Below are 15,548 nucleotides of genomic sequence, written 5' to 3' on the forward strand. Positions count from 1 at the left end.
TCTCAATGGACGGCGGCTAGACCATGTCTCACCGAAAAATGTTCTTTCGACCGGTCGGCAGAATGCCCGCAAATACAGTACCATGGCACAGCAGGTTCCGCTCCACACGTGTCGCTCTCGCGGCGGTGACCTGCAGTGTTGTGCTGATGCTTTGTGCGTCCGGGCCGACAACTGCCGGCACTTCCCACGGCTTGCCGGATCTCTGCGAACGAGCCGCAGTCATCACCGCCCGGGAGTCCGGCGTTCCGCTGGATGTCCTGCGCGCCATCGCGCTGACGGAAACAGGCCGTCAGGAAAACGGAACGCTCCGCCCGTGGCCCTGGACCGTGAATATGGAGGGCAAGGGTGAGTGGTTCGACACACGCGCCGCGGCCCTGGCCTATGCCGACACGCATTTCCAGGCCGGCGCGCGCAGCTTCGATATCGGCTGCTTCCAGATCAACTACCGCTGGCATGGCCATGCCTTCGTCTCCATCGACGCGATGTTCGACCCTTTGGCAAACGCGCGCTACGCCGCGGATTTCCTGGCCCGGCTTTACAGTGAAACCGGGGACTGGAGCCTTGCCGCCGGCGCGTACCACTCGCGCACACCGGTGCATGCGGAAAGCTACCGGCGGCGGTTCGACCGCCTGCGCGCATCGCTGCAAATGGTCCCGCCAACTGTTGCCACCACCCCGCCGTCAGTGCCGGAACCGCCTGTGAACACCTATCCGCTGCTCCTCTCCGAGGCCGCGCAGGGGCAGCTCGGCTCGCTGGTCCCGCTGCGTGGCGGGACCGCCATCGCCGGCCTCTTCGGGCAGGAGTGACCGGATGGACTTGAAACTGTCCGCATTGTTCCAGCCGACGATCCTGCTGGCGCTGGCCCTGATGGCGATCATCGTAATGATGATCCTGCCTATGCCGGCCTGGGTACTGGATGTCGGCCTAGCCGCATCCTTCGCGCTGGCGATCCTGATCTTTACCGTCACCCTGTTCATCGAGCGGCCGCTGGATTTCTCGGTCTTTCCAACCGTGTTGCTTGCCTCGCTCATGCTGCGCCTGTCGCTCAATGTCTCCTCGACGAAACTGATCATCGGCCAGGGTCACACCGGCACCCAGGCCGCCGGAAACGTGATCGAGGGCTTCGCCATGTTCGTCATGGGCGGCTCGGTCTTTCTCGGGCTCGTCGTCTTTGGCGTACTGCTCATCGTCAACTTCATCGTCATTACCAAGGGCGCCGCGCGTATGGCCGAGGTCGGCGCGCGCTTTGCGCTCGACGGGATGCCGGGTAAGCAACTGGCAATCGACAGCGATATGTCCGCCGGCGCAATCAACCATTCCGAGGCAAAGGCGCGGCGTGAACGAGAACAGCAGGAGACGACCTTCTTCGGCTCGCTCGACGGCGCTTCTAAATTCGTCAAGGGTGACGCCATCGCAGGTTTGCTGATCACCTTGCTGAACCTGGTCATGGGGCTGATCATTGGCACGGCGCTTCACGGTATGCCGCTAAGCCAGGCCTTCGAGACCTATGCCATCCTGACGGTCGGCGACGGGCTGGTCAGCCAGATCCCCGCCGTGATCATCTCCATCGCCTCCGCGCTCCTGCTGGCGCGCGGCGGTTTGGCAGGATCTACGGACCTGGCCCTGTTCAGCCAGATCGGTCGCTATCCCGCCGCCCTGATGACCGTAGCAGTTCTGATGGTGCTCTTCGCGCTGGTTCCCGGCCTGCCCTTCGTCCCCTTCGTCATCGGTGCAGTGGTTCTGGGTGCCGGCGCGCTCCACGGCCAGCGAGTGGCCCGGCAACGGGCGGAACAGGAAAGCGATGACACCCCGGCACAGGAAAGCGAACCGCGCGCCGCCTCGCTGGGAGACATGCTGGACCTGGACGATATTCATGTTGAATTCGCGCCAGACCTAGTGACCATGGTACTCGATCCGGGCACCGGCCTCGATGCGCGGATCGCGAATATGCGGATGCATGTCGCCACGGTGTACGGGCTGATCCTGCCAGAAATCCGGCTGACCGACGAGGCGTCCTTGCCGCCCGGTGGATATGTCATCAGGATACAGGGTGTCGAGCAGGCACGGGACCGGCTGATGCCCGACAAGGTGCTGGCGATCGTGGCGGCAGAGCCGGAGGATCTTCCACCCGGCGACGATGTCAAGGAACCTGTCTATGGCGCGCCGGCGCGCTGGATCGGCACCGCTCAGCAGGAACGGGCGGCCCTTGCCGGTACCACCATCGTGACCCCGACCGAGGTGTTGGCCACCCATCTTCTGGAAGTGATGAAACGCAACTTCGCGCGGCTTCTCGGTCTCAAGGCCCTGCGACGGCTGCTCGATGAATTCGCCAACCTGAGCGACCCGAAGCGTGCCGACGCGAACCGGCGCCTGCTGGACGAGATGATCCCCGACCGGGTGCCGGTCGACCTGCTACTGACCGTGCTGCGGCTACTACTGGAAGAAAGGGTGTCGATCCGCAACATGCCGCTGATCCTCGAAAGTATCGCCGAGGCGCGCGGCGCACATGCCACGCCAGAGACGATCTGCGAGCATGTGCGGCAGCGCCTCGGCTTCCAGTTGATCGCCGAGATTAAACGTCCGGATGGCACGTTGCCCCTGGTGCAGCTGGCCCCGGAATGGGAGGAACATTTTTCCAACCACCAGCTCGACGGTGATTTCGGGCAGCAGGATGTGGCGCTGCCGCCTGAGGATTTCAACCGCCTCGCCAACGCCGTGGCCGACCGGCTGGCCAAGGCGGGTGAAACCGGGATCTACCCCGCGCTGGTCACCTCCCGGCGGCGCAGACGATTCCTGCGCACCGTTCTCTCGGCCAAGGGTATCATGAATCCGGTCTTCTCTTTCGAGGAGATCGGGACCGATGCACGCCCAGCCCTGGTCGGCATGGTGCCGGCATGACTGCGATCCTCGCCGATCTGCTGGACGCTGGCCGCACTGGCATCGCCGTCGGATTGGTCGTATTCCTTCGGATCGGTGCGGTCATGGCCCTGTTGCCCGCCTTTTCCGAACGCTCGGTGCCGGAACGGGTACGGCTGGTGCTGACCCTCGCCTTCACATTGATCGTGGCGCCCGCCGTGACATCCCCGGTCCTCGAGGTCCTGACCGACGGCACCGGAATGCTACAGATCCTTCTGTCCGAAGTGGTTATCGGCCTCGCTTTCGGTCTGCTCCTCCGGATGTTCGTCATCGTTCTGCAGACGGCAGGGTCCATCGCCGCGCAGTCCACTTCGCTATCGCAGATCCTCGGCTCGGCCGGGGTCGAGCCTCTGCCGGCGATGGGCCACCTGATGGTGATATCCGGCCTGGCACTGGCAGTTATGGCCGGGTTGCACCTGCGTGTGGCGGAAATGCTGATCGGTTCCTATCAGGTCTTCCCGCCCGGCCGCTTCCCGGCACCGGATCTGTTGTCTGCCTGGGGGGCGGAGCGCGTGGCTCAGGCATTCCGCATGGCCTTTGCCCTGGCCGCACCCTTCGTTATCGCGTCACTGATCTACAACGTAGCGCTCGGTGTCATCAACAAGGCGATGCCGCAGCTGATGGTCGCATTCGTCGGCGCCCCAGCGATCACCGCGGGCGGGCTGATCCTGCTCTTCCTGACGCTACCACTAATACTGAAGGTCTGGAGCGACGGCTTTTTCGGCTTCCTCGCCGACCCTTATGGCGGCACGCCATGAGCGAGAACCCGGACGAAAGCGGCGAGAAATCCCACGACCCGACGCAAAAGAAACTTGAGGATGCGCGCCGCAAGGGCGAGTTCCCGAAATCCGCCGACCTCACGACCGCGGCCGCATATGGCGGCTTGCTGATGGTGTTGATCGCCTTCGGCTCTACCAGCATGGCCACCGTCGGATCGTCCCTGGCGGACCTGATCGGTCGCTCCGACAGCCTGTCGCTCGTCTGGTTCGCCGATGGTGGCACACCCCTGACCCTCGACCTGATCGGCGTTCTGTCCGGACCCGTTGCTATCTGGCTGGGCCTGCCGGCCCTTGCGGCGCTCCTGGCCATCGTATCGCAGCGCGCCATCGTCCTTGCACCCGAAAAGCTGAAGCCAAAGCTCAACCGCATTTCGATCCTATCGAATGCCAAGAACAAGTTCGGCCGCGGCGGACTGTTCGAGTTCGCCAAAAGCGCGGTGAAACTCACGATCTACTCGGCATTGCTGGGTATCTACCTCTATCGCCAGCTGCCGCAGATCGTTACGGCAGCTCAGCTGAGCACAGCGTCGGCCCTCGCCACGCTGGGGCAACTGGCTATAGGTTTCCTGGCCATCGTTCTGGCGATCGCCGCGTCAATCGGCTTTGTCGACCTGCTCTGGCAGCATCAGGAACACATCCGCAAGCACCGCATGTCGCGCAAGGAACTGACGGACGAGACCAAACAGACCGAGGGCGACCCGCATATGAAGCAGCAGCGGCGCCAAAGGGCGATGGACATCGCCATGAACAGGATGCTGCGGGACGTGCCCGGCGCAGACGTGGTACTGGTGAACCCCGAACACTACGCGGTCGCCCTGACCTGGAACCGGAAGCCAGGCTCGGCCCCGGTCTGCGTCGCCAAGGGGATTGACGAGATCGCCGCTCGCATTCGCGAGATTGCGGCAGAGGCGGCGGTCCCGATTCATCGCGATCCGGACACCGCGCGCGCTCTTTATGCGACAGTCGAGCTGGGCGAGGAAGTCCAGCCGGAACATTACCAGGCCGTCGCCGCAGCGATCCGCTTTGCCGAAGCGATGCGCGCACGGGCACGGAGGGGCCTTGGGTGAACGACGGGCTCAAAACACTCGCCCGGCTGGCCGGGCTGATCCGTGACCGCGAGCTTACCCGTCTCAACAAGTTGTCCGAGCAGCGGCGCAAGGCCGAGTCAGAACTTTCCGTCAGTCGGGAAGCCCGCATGCGCGCCCTAAGCCAGGCAGCGCCGGACCCAGCGCATATCGCAGGAAGCGTCGAAGACTGGCTAAGGCTTAACGCGGCAGAAACTGGGCGGTTATCGCGGGCGGTATCCCAGGCCGCAGCGCAGGCAGAAGGCCAAGGCGTCGTGGCAAGGCGCGCCTTTGGACGTGCCGATGCGCTGGAGCGGCTGGCCCGGCGGAAGGGCAGGTAAGCTGCGCCACTATTTAAATCGCGAAAGCGGCGACAGGCGCGCGCCGCAACCTCTCTAAGGCTGCGACCCGATGCGCTCAGTTGTCCTGCCGCACGATATCCAGAATCAGCACATCGCTGACAAGAGGGCCCACGGTCTTTTGCGCGGCCTCTCGCAGGGCATTGCGTAGAACGTTGAGCTGGCTACCGTTGGTGAAGGCGCCATCGAACCCGCCGGCATTGGCGTGGTCAAACATGACCTGAAGCAACGCATCGCGCAGCTTCGGCTCACGTTCGTAGATCGCCTCGGTCTGGCCCAATGGCACCTCGATCGTCAGCGACATCACCACCAACGAATTCACCCGCCCGTCCGAGACGACCGGCACGATGAACTGGTTGTTGAGCTTGACGTAATCGTGCGACGACGCCTCTTCCTCAACGTCCTCGTCCTCATGTCCGTCGGTCACTTGCGTTTCCTCGCCGTCATGACCGGACATGTCGCCGCAAGGATCCTCCAGTGCCATCTCGTCATGTGTTGGGCGCAGCGCGATCCCCGCACCGACACCGGCGCCAAGCCCGATCAATGCCAGCAGAAGTGGGATCAGTTTACCAAGCATCGCGGCACCTCAGAACGGCAGGATGATATCGGCGATCTGCTGCCCATAGCGCGGCTGCTGCACGTCGGTAATCTGCCCTCGGCCACCATAGGAGATCCGGGCAGCGGCGATCTTGTCATAGGTTATTTCGTTCTGGCGCGAGATGTCCTGCGGACGCACATAACCTGTCACCAGCAGCTCGCGCAGCTCGAAGTTCACGCGCACCTCCTGCTTGCCTACGATCTGCAGGATGCCGTTCGGCAGCACGCCGGTTACGGTCGCTGCGATGCGCAACTCCAGCTTCTCGTTCCGGCTGACCGACCCGTCACCGGATGCCGAACTTGTGCTGTTGGTATCGACGCCCGGGCTCAAAGATGCGCCGTCCGGCAGATCCTCGTTGATACGCTGCGGGATACCGAACAGCTGGGTGATGCTCATACTTTCCGACCCGCTGCGGGACCGGTCGGTGGAGTTGGAAATCTCGGCGCTGTCGTCGATCTCGATTACCACCGTCAGGATGTCACCCTGGGTCATCGCGCGCCGGTCGCCCAAAAGCGACTCGCGCCCGCCGTTCCACAGTGAAGCACCACCGGTGGGCGTTACTGGATCCAGCGATATTGGCAAAGGCCGCGACATCATTGCATAATACTCATCGCCGTCGCGGATCGAGGTAAAATCCGGCGCCTTGCCGACATCTTCCAACCGCCCGCATGCGCCCACCGCCAGCAGGATCGCGCCGAACATCAAACCCGTCCGCATCGTCTTCATCATGCGCTACTCCGAAGAGGGGGTGCCGCCCACGGAGACCGTTCCGTCGGCGCGTACGATCCCGGTCACCGTGTTCCGCGAGGCAAGGTTCATGACCCGCACGACATCACCGATGCCGGCGCGACCAAGTGCCCGTGCCTCGGCAGCTATGGTCAGGGGACCGCTGCGATAGGTTAAGGTGACAACCTGGTTGCGATCGATGATCGCCGGCGGACCGATATCGCCTGGCCGGATCGGCCGCCCGGCATAAAGCACTACGCGGCTCTCCATGCCGACCGCCTCGCTGGCGTCGGCGAGCGTTCCGGGGATCGTCCTGTCGATTATCGCCAGGTCGACCGGCGTGATGATCGCCTGCGCCCGAACCGTCCGCGCCGCCACCAGCGTATCGGCGTGCGCGGGCGCAGGCGCAGACAGAAGCAGAAGCAAGGTGGCCACAACTCGCATCAGCGGACCTGTGTCGTCGCCGCCAGCATCTGGTCGGCGGCGGTGATGACTTTGGCATTCAGCTCGTAGCCGCGCTGTGCCTCGATCAGTTCGGTGATCTCGCGTACCGCGTCGACCGAGCTTTCTTCGAGATATCCCTGGCGGATGGTGCCCAACCCGTCCTCGCCCGGTGCGCCGATGATGGCTGCGCCGGAAGCCGAGGTCTCCACGAACAGGTTGCTTCCGATTGCTTCCAGGCCTTTTGCATTCGAGAACCCGGCCAGAGAGAACTGACCAAGTTCCTGCGCCGCGACCGCATCTGCGAAATAGGCGAACACCTCACCTTGCGCATTGATCGAAATCGCGCGCACGTCATCCGGAATTGCGATATCCGGCACCACGGGAAACCCGTCGGAGGTCACGATCAGCCCGTCGGCCGTCCGCTTCAGCGCGCCGTCGCGGGTAAAGGCGGACCGACCGTCGGGCAAGGTCACTTCCAGGTAACCGGTGCCCTCGATGGCGATGTCGAGGTCGCCGCCGGTCTGGGCGATGGTTCCCTGCTCCAGGTGGATCGAGACTGCCGCGGGCCGGACACCCAAGCCCAGCTGCACTCCCGTTGGCAGGATCGTTCCATCCGTCGCGTTCACCGTACCGGGACGCACCACCTGCTGGTAATGAAGGTCCGAGAACTCGGCGCGGCGGGCGTTGTAGCCGGTGGTCGACATGTTGGCGAGGTTGTTCGAAACAACCTCGACCCGCATCTGCTGGGCACTCATCCCGGTGGCGGCAATCTGCAAGGCACGCACGGTTCTGCTCCTTTGCGGTCTCTATCGTCCGAGGGTCCGGATCACGGCGCGGATCCGCTCGTCTTCCTTGTCTATGAACTTTTGCGCCTGCTCGTAGGCGTGCTGCACTTCGATCATTCGGGAGATCTCGCTGATCGGGTCCACGTTCGATCCCTCCAGGTACCCCTGCAGAATCACTCCACCCTCGATCGCCTGAACGCCGTTCTCGGCCATGAACCGGCTACCCGCGCGGCGGCCCAGATCGGTTGGATCGTTTGGAGCCCAGACCCCCAGCTGCGCGAACGGCTGGCCGTCGACCGACAGCGTGCCGTCAGCTGCCACCGAGACAGACGTCGCGTCCGCCGGCACGAAGACGGGTGCACCGGCCCCATCGAGCAGGCGGGCGCCGTCGGGTGCCACCAGCTCGCCATCGGCATTCGGGGTGAAGCTTCCGGCGCGGGACAGCATTTGTCCCTCGGGCGTTTCCAGCAGGAAATAGCCTTCGCCCTCGATCGCGAAATCGAAGGTGCCCTTGGTCTGGGTCAGCGGCCCCTGCTCCTGGTTGATGTTGCGCACATCGGCATTGGTCATCGACAGCGAGTCGAAGGGCTGGCCGGTGTCCTTGACGAACTCGGCAAAAATCGGCACCTCGCGACGATAGCCAGTGGTTGAGATATTGGCGATGTTCAGCGCCACCGAGTTCAACTCGCGCATCAGTCCCGACTGGCGCGTCAGGGCGATATATCCAGGCGAATCCATTGCCTACCCCCCCGCGATCAGCGGCACGATCTGCCGGCTGAAAAAACCGGTCAGCGTTTCGGTCATGAACCCCATCGTCGCCCAGAAAACCGCGGCAATGGCGGCGAGCTTCGGCACGAAGGTAAGCGTCATTTCCTGCACCGAGGTCAGTGCCTGAAACAGGCCAATGAACAACCCGGTGATCAACGCCACGGTCAGGATGGGGGCAGAGATCACGACGGCGATCCACAGCCCCTGCCGCAATGTATCGTAGAACAGGAACTCGGTCAGCATCGTGTCAGACCGGCATCCGCAGGATTTCCTGGTAGGCCTCGACGACCTTGTCGCGCACCGTCACAGCGGTCTCCACCGCCAGCTCAGTCTGGGCGAGCGCCTGCACCAGCGCATGCGGGTCCGCCCCGCCGGTCAGCACCGATTTGGCTGCCTCTTCACCCTTGTGGATCGTGGTGGCGAAATCTTCGGCCAGGGCCCCGAACTCCGTCCCGGCGGAGGGTCCGTCCGGCAATGGCTTCGGCGCTGTTGCCGGACGGGTTGCGGCATAACCATGCGTAGCAAGATAAGATCGGATATCCATTCTGGTGTCTCCTATCTCCGTAACAGTTCAAGCAGGCGGGTCGACATTTGCCGGGCCTGGTCGAACATCTTGAGGTTCGCCTCGTAGCTGCGCTGCGCTTCGCGCGCGTCAGCGATCTCGACCACCAGATCGACATTCGATCCATCGTAGTGGCCGGTCTCGTCGGCCAGCGGGTGCGACGGGTCGTATTCCCGCGGCAGTTCCCGCTGGTCCAGCTGGACGCGTCCGGGCTCCACCAGCCCGGTACCGTGCCCGGCATCCTTGATCTCGTTGAAGGCCAGCGTCTTGCGCCGGTACCCTGGCGTATCCGCATTCGCGATGTTCTCGGACACATGGCGCAGGCGCATCGCCTGGGCCATCATCCCGCTGGCCGAGGCGGTGAGAGTTCTGAGAAGGTCGCTCATCGCCCTACCCTATCGCCCGCGGCCAAGGCTGAGGCGCAGGACATTGCGCGCAGCCTCGTAGACCGAAAGCGCAGAGTCGTGCGCATAGCTCACCTGCGCCGCCTTCATCATTTCGGATTCCAGGGAAACAGTGTTGCCGTTCGGTGCGGCCTCTGTCTGCGTCTCGAAGCGGCGAAGCTGCACGGCGTCACCGCTTCCTTCGCCAAGATGGCCGGCGCGGGTGCTTCGCATTCCGGCACCGCCCCGGTCCGCCTTGTAGAATTCGGAGAATGCTTCAACGTCGTGGGCACGGTAGCCTGGCGTATCGGCATTAGCGACATTGGCGGCTATCTCAGCCTGCCGCGCGCTGGCATGAGCCGCCAGCGCATGCGCCATGCGAAAAATCTCTATTCTGTCGAACATCGGGGCTTCTCCCTCGAAAACGCAACTCGGGCTTAACCCTGATTCCTTTAGAAACCGTTTCGGGTTGCAGGAGGATTTGCGATGAGTGGCGTCGGGTTGGATGCGCTGACGGCGGAGATAAAGGCGATACGGGCGGTGCGCCCGGTTGGGCGGATCGTGTCGCTTGGCGGTGGCATCGTGACAGTCGCAGGCCTGTCCGACTGCGCCGCGCTGGGTGATCTGGTGTCACTGCCCGACGGGCACGGTGAGCCGATGCTGGGCGAAGTGCTGACGCTATCCCCGGACTCGGTCACCATCCTGCCCGACGGCAATGCCGACGGGCTGCGGATTGGCGATCACGTGATCCTGCAAGGGCAGAACACCGTCGCACCGCATGACAGCTGGATCGGCCGTGTCATCGACCCGTTCGGCAAGTCGCTCGACGGCGGCCCGATACTGCGTGGCGATCGTCCTCGGTTGCTGCGCGGTCAGCCGCTGAACCCGACGGAACGGCGCGGCCTCGGCGCCCGGCTGCAAACGGGGATGGCCGTCTTCGACACCATGCTGCCCATCGTGCGCGGCCAGCGGATCGGGCTGTTTGCTGGCTCCGGGGTCGGCAAGACCACGCTGCTCGCCAAGCTGGCGTTGGGGCTTCAGGCCGACATCGTCGTGATCGCGATGATCGGCGAGCGCGGGCGCGAGGTCCGCGAATTCGTCGAACGCGTGCTCGGCCCCGCCGGCATGTCGCGCGCAGTCGTCGTTGCCGCTACTTCTGACACATCGCCCATGGTACGGCGCCGCTGTGGCTGGACGGCGATGGCCGTGGCCGAACATTTTCGCGACCAGGGGCGGCAGGTGCTGTTCCTCGCGGACTCGGTCACGCGCTTCGCCGATTCCCATCGCGAAGTTGCGCTTGCGGCGGGCGAGGCGGGCAGTCTGCGCGGCTACCCGCCGTCCACCGCACACCTGATCACGGCGCTCTGCGAGCGTTCCGGTACCGGCACCGCCCAGACCGGCGATATCACCGCCGTCTTCAGCGTGCTGGTCGCCGGGTCGGATATGGAAGAGCCCATCGCCGACATCCTGCGCGGGGTGCTGGACGGCCATGTCGTGCTCGATCGGCGGATCGCGGAGCGCGGCCGGTTTCCCGCCATCGACCTTCTGCGCTCGGTCTCGCGCTCTTTACCACTCGCCGCCAGCGAGGCAGAGAACCGGTTGATTGCCGAGGCGCGGCATCGGCTGGGCACCTATGACCGGTCAGAGATGATGATCCAGGCCGGTCTCTACTCCATGGGTTCTGACCCGGAGATCGACGCGGCGATCCGTACGTTTCCGTCACTCGACGCCTACATTTCCGAGACCGCGCCGGGCGGCGTGTCAGCCAGCTTTGCAAGGCTCGCAGAGTGCCTCGGCCAGAAGGTGGCAGCCGACACATCGCAGCCCGAGAAGACTGGAAATCAAGGTTCGGTCGGCTCTGGCTGATCGCCTGCGGTGGTCCTGCTCTGGAAGACTCATCCACCGAGTTCGCAGCGCAACACAGTCAACCGAAAGAGGCGTATAGCCCGACCACGCTTGTCACCGACCGCGACTGCAGCAGCGTCAGCGCAGCAGTCCCCGCGGAATGGCTGGCCGAGACAGTTCGGAGCTCGGCTTGGACAAGGAACAGCCGCACAAGCTCCTCGCGCTTGGCGGAATCGGTGAACTGCGCCACCTCGCCATTGCCGAAGCGGGAAAGCGCGCGATCACGAAAGATGGTCAACTGCTGGTCAAGGTCCAGCGCGCCGACCGCGGTCGGCAGACCCAGCGCCGTCTCGAACACCGCCCGCACCGGCCCCTGCCCCATCACCGTGAACCAACGGCCGTTCTCTGTCGTGTCCTTCTCGGCGATCTCCAACAAGGCGCTGTCGAGACCCAGGGCCAGCCGCATGTTGGGGTCCCGCTCGCCCACTGCGATCTCGAACTGCTTCCGCTTGAACGCATCGGTAATCTCGGACGGAAAGTCGGACAGCACCGTACGTGGCGTGTCGAAATCGCCGAAACCGAAGGCCTTGGAGAAACTGTAATAGCGCTTATCCGACAGACGGTTGGCCAGCGCGTCATCGTTCAGCGTGCCGTCATCCAGAACCTTCCGAAGGTAGTACTTGTTGCCGATGTCCTCATCGAGGCCGAAAGCGCCGAGCGCCACGCGCAGCAGTCGGCGGTCGGATATCAAGTCCTCGGCGCTCAGCACCTTGCCGATCTTTTCCTTGAAATATTCGACGTCGCGGGAAATCCGGCTGGAATTGTCGAACGCTTCCTGCTGCACCTCGCGGGTGCGGTTCAGGAAGGACCAGCCGGCGAAACCGCCGACGGGGATGACTGGCTGAAAGGTCATGTCCGTGATGCAGCCAGCAGCCGCTCCTCTCTGGGCAGCAGGGTGCGCAGCGCCTTCATTGCCTGATAGAATTGCCCGTCCACTACCGAATCCGAGGCGAGCGCCAGTTGCTGCCGGCTGTCGGTGTCCCGCATCGCCTGGCTCAGCTGCTCGATCCCCCGCAACAGTTGCAGCTTGGCTTCCTCCGGCTCCGCATCGCCGGATAACACCAACTGCGCGATGTAGCAGACGCGCCGCACCGGCGTGGTCACCTCTTCCGGGTGGATCGCGTCGCGCAGCCGCAGGATATTGGCGTTCGGCGTGACGATCGACAGCCGCGACCGCCGTTCGCCGTTCTCGATCACTGCGCCGTTGATGAGCACACGCTCGCGCGGTCCGAGCTTCAGGACCAGCCCGCTCATGGCGCTGCGAGCTCCTGCTGGCGCAGGCCGCGCATGACGGCCGTGTTTATATCGATCAGGATGTCAGCGCTGGCAGAGCCGTTCAGCACTTTCGGCGAATGCTGGTGCGTGAACTCGGCAAGATAGAAGATCTGTGCCCGTAATCCCTGCGGCAGAGTATTGTCCTTGTCTGCGACATCCCCGGCCAGCAAAGTCCAGAGGCGGCGGTTGTCGTGAACGGCGGAGGCGAGAGCGTTGAAACCGCGCCGGCCCTTTCCGGCCGCTTCCTTCATGCGTCGCGTTATCTGCGCGAAGGCATCGTATTCGGTGCTTTGGTGGGTGCGGATCGGGGCCGCGGAAATGGCGTAGGCCGTTCGAGCCAGATGCAGAGCGCTCACGTCGGATCCTTCCGAATAACAGCGATGTCAGGTTGGATGGGGCGCGGGGATCGCCCGCGCCCCGCCCGGATGTCTTAGCGGAACAGTGACAGGATCGACTGCGGCGCCTGGTTGGCGATCGACAGCGACTGGATCGCCAGTTGCTGCTGCACCTGCAACGCCTGGAGCCGGGCCGACGCCTCTTCCATGTCGGCGTCGACCAGTGCGCCGATTCCGGTCTTCAGGGAGTCCATCATCTTGGACACGAATTCCGACTGGGTATCGATCCGGCCCTGATCAGAGCCAAAGGAGGCGGCCGCGTCGATCGAGTTCTGGATCAGCGTCTCGATATTGGCCAGTGCCGCGTCGGCACCGTCGTTGCTGGTGACGTCGATCGAGTCGATGCCATTCAGGCCACCGGTGGCTTCGCCATCCGCGGCACCGGTCACCGCAAACGCGATGTCGGTGGCGTCGTCGTTGTCGACCTGCAGGAACCAGTTCCCGGTGGTGTCGTCCTGGATGACATTCGTGCTGATGTCTTCGAGCGCTGCGGCGTCGATCACCAGTTTCAGGCCCTTTGCGACATCCTCGAAAGTCTCGCCCTTGCCGGCGATGTAGTCGTAATTCGCCGAGCCGATGGTGACGCGATAGCCGTCGCCCTCGCTGACGCCGGCGGTATTCGCCGTACCGGCAGTGTCCGAGAACTCCACGGTCGATGCACGCGCCGCGATGGTGGCCGAAGCCACTGCCAGCGCACCTGTCGCATCGGCACCACCGTTATAGAGGTCGAAAGTCTGCGTGCCTGTTGTCGAGGCATTGACCTCGACTTCGTCGAATTTCGACGTCGAGGTGATGGTGATATCAGCAGTCGAAACCGTAGCGACAATATCCTCGATACCTGCCGCATTGATGGCAGCAGTCAGCGCCGCGGCGGTGTCGGCCGCGGTCAGCGAACCGGTGACCGAAGTATGCGACACGGTGATGCCCGCGATCTGCAGGTTGTATTGCTCGCCTGCGACGGCGGTCCCGGCCATCTGGATGACCATGGTGTTGCCCGCGCTGGAGAACTGGTTGCCTGCCGCACTGTTCAGGGCGTTGGCACCGTCCGCGGCGGTCACGTTGCCGGCCAACGTCGAACCAGTTCCGTAGACACCGGCCGTGGTCGATAGGTCCTGCCGGGTCACTGTAATGTTGGCCGCGGTCACGCCGCCATCGGAGCCGCGGTCGAGTGAGGAGAGGATGTTCACGTCCTCGGTGCCCTGCACCAGGTTCAGCCCGTTGAACTGCGCAGCCGAAACGACCGAGCTGATCTGCCCGCGCAGGGCGTCGATATCGGTCTGGATCTTGTCGCGGTCGACGTTCTCTTCCTGAGCAGAGACGATCTTGCCCTTGATTTCGGTCAGAAGGTCGGTGACCGTTTCAGACGCATTTCGCGCGACAGCCACGGTCGACTGACCCAGGGACAGGGTTTCAGAGATGCCCTTGAAGCCCTTGACGTCTGACTCCATCACCTTGGAAATCGCCCAGATAGAGGCGCTGTCCATGGCATTGGATATCTGCTTGCCGGTCGAGATCTCGTTTTGAGTCATCGACAACTTGGAATTAATGCCACGCAGGGTTTGCAGCGCCACCATGGCGCTGGTGTTGGTAAGAATGCTCGACACTAGATGTCTTCCTTCGATCAGACGGCGCCTTCAGCACCGCGGTACCAGTTGCGCCCCGAACTTTCCGGGGCGGTTCCGATGTCTTTCTGACAGCTGCGGGCCAGTTTTGGTGCTCGCGCCACCCGTGCGGGTGCGGCGCTATTCGTCGCCGGAAATCGGTAAAAGAGAGTGAAGAAACTGCGTCAGCTTCGTGCGTTTTCACTACAACTTATCATTAATTGCAGTCTGGCACGTATCGGCCTCCGGCCGGTTCAGGCGCGCTTCGGCGGCTCGCCACCTGTGTCGCATAGCGATGTCCGGCGCCCCTTCGCATCGTATGTCCTCAATGCTGACGGCCGCTCGCGCAGCGCCTTCAGCCGCTCCTGCGCCGAGGCAAGCCCAGCCCGCATCGCCTCCAGCAGGCGCCCGTTCCGCTCCACCTTCCCGCGCAATTGACCCAGCGCCACTCCGTCCGGCGGGCGCCGTTTCAACCGGTCCAACGCGCGTTCCTTCGCGGGGGTCAGGCGTTCGATCACGTCGAACTGACCCTCCAGGATTGCCGCTCGTTCCCGGTCCAGGATCTCGTCCAGGGTTTCGGCCCCTTCACGAAAATCAAACAGTGCCATCGCCGCGCTCCTTCAGCGCTTCGAACAACGATTCCGCCAGACCGATACCTCCGGCCCGCACGATCTCATCCGCCTGCGCCTGAACAAGGAAAGACGAAAACTGCTCCTCCCCCACGCCGCCTCCAAAGGCCCCGCGCGACTGGCCGAAGCCCGCCGTTTTCAGCATCTCTGCCAGAAAGGTCGCTTCCAGCTTCTCGGCCGCCTCGCGCAGGCGCGCGTTCCTGTCCGGTAAGTCCGTGCTCACCGGCAGCGGCCGGAGCGTGTCGATGCTGATCATGGACCAATCCCTCCAATTCTAAGAAGTTTTGCCGTCTATGCACCGGAACTGGTAAAGAACCGGTAATCATTCCCGGCCATATCTTCCCCCAATCCGAGGGGAA

General features: G+C 63.6%; 21 protein-coding genes. 6 read left to right on the plus strand and 15 right to left on the minus strand.

All coding sequences use genetic code 11. From position 1 onward, the window contains the following. Window positions 1–191: 191 nt before the first annotated feature. From HCO70_RS15070 to HCO70_RS15090, 5 genes are read left to right on the plus strand one after another with little or no spacing between them, the layout of a single operon-like run. Entirely contained in the window at window positions 192–806 is a 615-nt protein-coding gene (locus tag HCO70_RS15070; protein WP_253913323.1) for a lytic transglycosylase domain-containing protein, read from the plus strand. Between the two features lie 4 nt (window positions 807–810). Beyond that, window positions 811–2,898, plus strand: coding sequence for a flagellar biosynthesis protein FlhA (gene flhA, locus HCO70_RS15075; protein WP_172297626.1), 2,088 nt, complete (start codon window positions 811–813; stop codon window positions 2,896–2,898). Next, entirely contained in the window at window positions 2,895–3,674 is a 780-nt protein-coding gene (locus tag HCO70_RS15080; protein WP_172297628.1) for a flagellar biosynthetic protein FliR, read from the plus strand. Before flhA ends, HCO70_RS15080 begins: the two co-directional genes overlap by 4 nt. Then, window positions 3,671–4,762 carry a flagellar biosynthesis protein FlhB gene (locus HCO70_RS15085; RefSeq protein ID WP_172297630.1) on the plus strand — a complete coding sequence of 364 codons (1,092 nt, stop codon included), beginning with the start codon at window positions 3,671–3,673 and terminating at the stop codon, window positions 4,760–4,762. Before HCO70_RS15080 ends, HCO70_RS15085 begins: the two co-directional genes overlap by 4 nt. Then, entirely contained in the window at window positions 4,759–5,100 is a 342-nt protein-coding gene (locus HCO70_RS15090) for a hypothetical protein (RefSeq protein WP_172297632.1), read from the plus strand. Before HCO70_RS15085 ends, HCO70_RS15090 begins: the two co-directional genes overlap by 4 nt. A 76-nt stretch (window positions 5,101–5,176) precedes the next feature. Here the strand turns inward: HCO70_RS15090 and HCO70_RS15095 are convergent, their stop codons facing one another. Genes HCO70_RS15095 through HCO70_RS15135 form a run of 9 tightly spaced genes read right to left on the minus strand, consistent with a single transcriptional unit; the run spans window position 5,177 to window position 9,789 of the window. Continuing rightward, window positions 5,177–5,695 (minus strand): flagellar basal body-associated FliL family protein, encoded by a 519-nt coding sequence (locus HCO70_RS15095; protein WP_172297634.1) that lies wholly within the window; start codon window positions 5,693–5,695, stop codon window positions 5,177–5,179. Window positions 5,696–5,704: 9 nt separating this feature from the next. Continuing rightward, on the minus strand, window positions 5,705–6,445 hold the full coding sequence (gene flgH / locus HCO70_RS15100; RefSeq protein WP_371742236.1) for a flagellar basal body L-ring protein FlgH: 741 nt from the start codon (window positions 6,443–6,445) through the stop codon (window positions 5,705–5,707). A 3-nt stretch (window positions 6,446–6,448) separates the two neighbouring features. After that, window positions 6,449–6,886: a flagellar basal body P-ring formation chaperone FlgA gene (flgA, locus tag HCO70_RS15105; protein ID WP_172297636.1), complete on the minus strand. Its 438-nt coding sequence runs from the start codon at window positions 6,884–6,886 to the stop codon at window positions 6,449–6,451. After that, window positions 6,886–7,671, minus strand: a complete 786-nt coding sequence (gene flgG / locus HCO70_RS15110; protein WP_172297638.1) for a flagellar basal-body rod protein FlgG — start codon at window positions 7,669–7,671, stop codon at window positions 6,886–6,888. The genes flgA and flgG overlap by 1 nt, the downstream gene beginning before the upstream one ends. A gap of 21 nt (window positions 7,672–7,692) precedes the next feature. Further along, the gene (locus tag HCO70_RS15115; RefSeq protein ID WP_172297640.1) at window positions 7,693–8,409 is read right to left on the minus strand and encodes a flagellar hook-basal body complex protein; all 717 of its coding nucleotides are present in this window, start codon (window positions 8,407–8,409) and stop codon (window positions 7,693–7,695) included. Window positions 8,410–8,412: 3 nt separating this feature from the next. Beyond that, on the minus strand, window positions 8,413–8,682 hold the full coding sequence (locus HCO70_RS15120; RefSeq protein WP_172297642.1) for a flagellar biosynthetic protein FliQ: 270 nt from the start codon (window positions 8,680–8,682) through the stop codon (window positions 8,413–8,415). A 4-nt stretch (window positions 8,683–8,686) separates the two neighbouring features. Continuing rightward, window positions 8,687–8,983, minus strand: a complete 297-nt coding sequence (gene fliE / locus HCO70_RS15125; protein ID WP_172297644.1) for a flagellar hook-basal body complex protein FliE — start codon at window positions 8,981–8,983, stop codon at window positions 8,687–8,689. An 11-nt stretch (window positions 8,984–8,994) separates the two neighbouring features. Then, window positions 8,995–9,387: a flagellar basal body rod protein FlgC gene (gene flgC, locus HCO70_RS15130; protein WP_172297646.1), complete on the minus strand. Its 393-nt coding sequence runs from the start codon at window positions 9,385–9,387 to the stop codon at window positions 8,995–8,997. A 9-nt stretch (window positions 9,388–9,396) separates the two neighbouring features. Further along, a complete protein-coding gene (locus HCO70_RS15135; protein WP_172297648.1) occupies window positions 9,397–9,789 on the minus strand; it encodes a FlgB family protein in 393 nt (130 codons plus the stop codon). 81 nt (window positions 9,790–9,870) lie between these two features. Between HCO70_RS15135 and HCO70_RS15140 the strand changes: the two genes are divergently transcribed. Further along, complete coding sequence (locus HCO70_RS15140) at window positions 9,871–11,250, plus strand: FliI/YscN family ATPase (RefSeq protein WP_172297650.1); 1,380 nt, start codon at window positions 9,871–9,873, stop codon at window positions 11,248–11,250. Between the two features lie 58 nt (window positions 11,251–11,308). Here HCO70_RS15140 and HCO70_RS15145 read toward each other — a convergent pair whose 3' ends face one another. From HCO70_RS15145 to HCO70_RS15170, 6 genes are all read right to left on the minus strand, one after another. Continuing rightward, window positions 11,309–12,142 (minus strand): DUF1217 domain-containing protein, encoded by an 834-nt coding sequence (locus tag HCO70_RS15145; RefSeq protein ID WP_172297651.1) that lies wholly within the window; start codon window positions 12,140–12,142, stop codon window positions 11,309–11,311. Further along, window positions 12,139–12,543, minus strand: a complete 405-nt coding sequence (flbT, locus tag HCO70_RS15150; protein ID WP_172297653.1) for a flagellar biosynthesis repressor FlbT — start codon at window positions 12,541–12,543, stop codon at window positions 12,139–12,141. Before flbT ends, HCO70_RS15145 begins: the two co-directional genes overlap by 4 nt. Further along, a complete protein-coding gene (gene flaF, locus HCO70_RS15155; RefSeq protein ID WP_172297655.1) occupies window positions 12,540–12,920 on the minus strand; it encodes a flagellar biosynthesis regulator FlaF in 381 nt (126 codons plus the stop codon). The genes flbT and flaF overlap by 4 nt, the downstream gene beginning before the upstream one ends. 74 nt (window positions 12,921–12,994) lie before the next feature. Beyond that, on the minus strand, window positions 12,995–14,563 hold the full coding sequence (locus HCO70_RS15160; protein ID WP_172297657.1) for a flagellin: 1,569 nt from the start codon (window positions 14,561–14,563) through the stop codon (window positions 12,995–12,997). 251 nt (window positions 14,564–14,814) lie between these two features. Next, window positions 14,815–15,168 carry a hypothetical protein gene (locus HCO70_RS15165; protein WP_172297659.1) on the minus strand — a complete coding sequence of 118 codons (354 nt, stop codon included), beginning with the start codon at window positions 15,166–15,168 and terminating at the stop codon, window positions 14,815–14,817. Continuing rightward, window positions 15,155–15,445, minus strand: a complete 291-nt coding sequence (locus tag HCO70_RS15170) for a rod-binding protein (protein ID WP_172297661.1) — start codon at window positions 15,443–15,445, stop codon at window positions 15,155–15,157. The genes HCO70_RS15165 and HCO70_RS15170 overlap by 14 nt, the downstream gene beginning before the upstream one ends. Between the last annotated feature and the right edge of the window lie 103 nt (window positions 15,446–15,548).

The sequence above is a fragment of the Pseudoruegeria sp. HB172150 genome, from assembly GCF_013184805.1.
Lineage (GTDB): Bacteria > Pseudomonadota > Alphaproteobacteria > Rhodobacterales > Rhodobacteraceae > Psychromarinibacter.

Bases quoted from the DNA above. Each gene is read 5' to 3' on its own strand.
- flhA (WP_172297626.1), top strand. From the start codon at position 811: ATGGACTTGAAACTGTCCGCATTGTTCCAGCCGACGATCCTGCTGGCG.
- HCO70_RS15080 (WP_172297628.1), top strand. From the start codon at position 2,895: ATGACTGCGATCCTCGCCGATCTGCTGGACGCTGGCCGCACTGGCATC.
- HCO70_RS15085 (WP_172297630.1), top strand. From the start codon at position 3,671: ATGAGCGAGAACCCGGACGAAAGCGGCGAGAAATCCCACGACCCGACG.
- HCO70_RS15095 (WP_172297634.1), bottom strand. From the start codon at position 5,695: ATGCTTGGTAAACTGATCCCACTTCTGCTGGCATTGATCGGGCTTGGC.
- flgH (WP_371742236.1), bottom strand. From the start codon at position 6,445: ATGATGAAGACGATGCGGACGGGTTTGATGTTCGGCGCGATCCTGCTG.
- flgA (WP_172297636.1), bottom strand. From the start codon at position 6,886: ATGCGAGTTGTGGCCACCTTGCTTCTGCTTCTGTCTGCGCCTGCGCCC.
- HCO70_RS15115 (WP_172297640.1), bottom strand. From the start codon at position 8,409: ATGGATTCGCCTGGATATATCGCCCTGACGCGCCAGTCGGGACTGATG.
- HCO70_RS15120 (WP_172297642.1), bottom strand. From the start codon at position 8,682: ATGCTGACCGAGTTCCTGTTCTACGATACATTGCGGCAGGGGCTGTGG.
- fliE (WP_172297644.1), bottom strand. From the start codon at position 8,983: ATGGATATCCGATCTTATCTTGCTACGCATGGTTATGCCGCAACCCGT.
- flgC (WP_172297646.1), bottom strand. From the start codon at position 9,387: ATGAGCGACCTTCTCAGAACTCTCACCGCCTCGGCCAGCGGGATGATG.
- HCO70_RS15135 (WP_172297648.1), bottom strand. From the start codon at position 9,789: ATGTTCGACAGAATAGAGATTTTTCGCATGGCGCATGCGCTGGCGGCT.
- HCO70_RS15140 (WP_172297650.1), top strand. From the start codon at position 9,871: ATGAGTGGCGTCGGGTTGGATGCGCTGACGGCGGAGATAAAGGCGATA.
- HCO70_RS15145 (WP_172297651.1), bottom strand. From the start codon at position 12,142: ATGACCTTTCAGCCAGTCATCCCCGTCGGCGGTTTCGCCGGCTGGTCC.
- flbT (WP_172297653.1), bottom strand. From the start codon at position 12,543: ATGAGCGGGCTGGTCCTGAAGCTCGGACCGCGCGAGCGTGTGCTCATC.
- HCO70_RS15165 (WP_172297659.1), bottom strand. From the start codon at position 15,168: ATGGCACTGTTTGATTTTCGTGAAGGGGCCGAAACCCTGGACGAGATC.
- HCO70_RS15170 (WP_172297661.1), bottom strand. From the start codon at position 15,445: ATGATCAGCATCGACACGCTCCGGCCGCTGCCGGTGAGCACGGACTTA.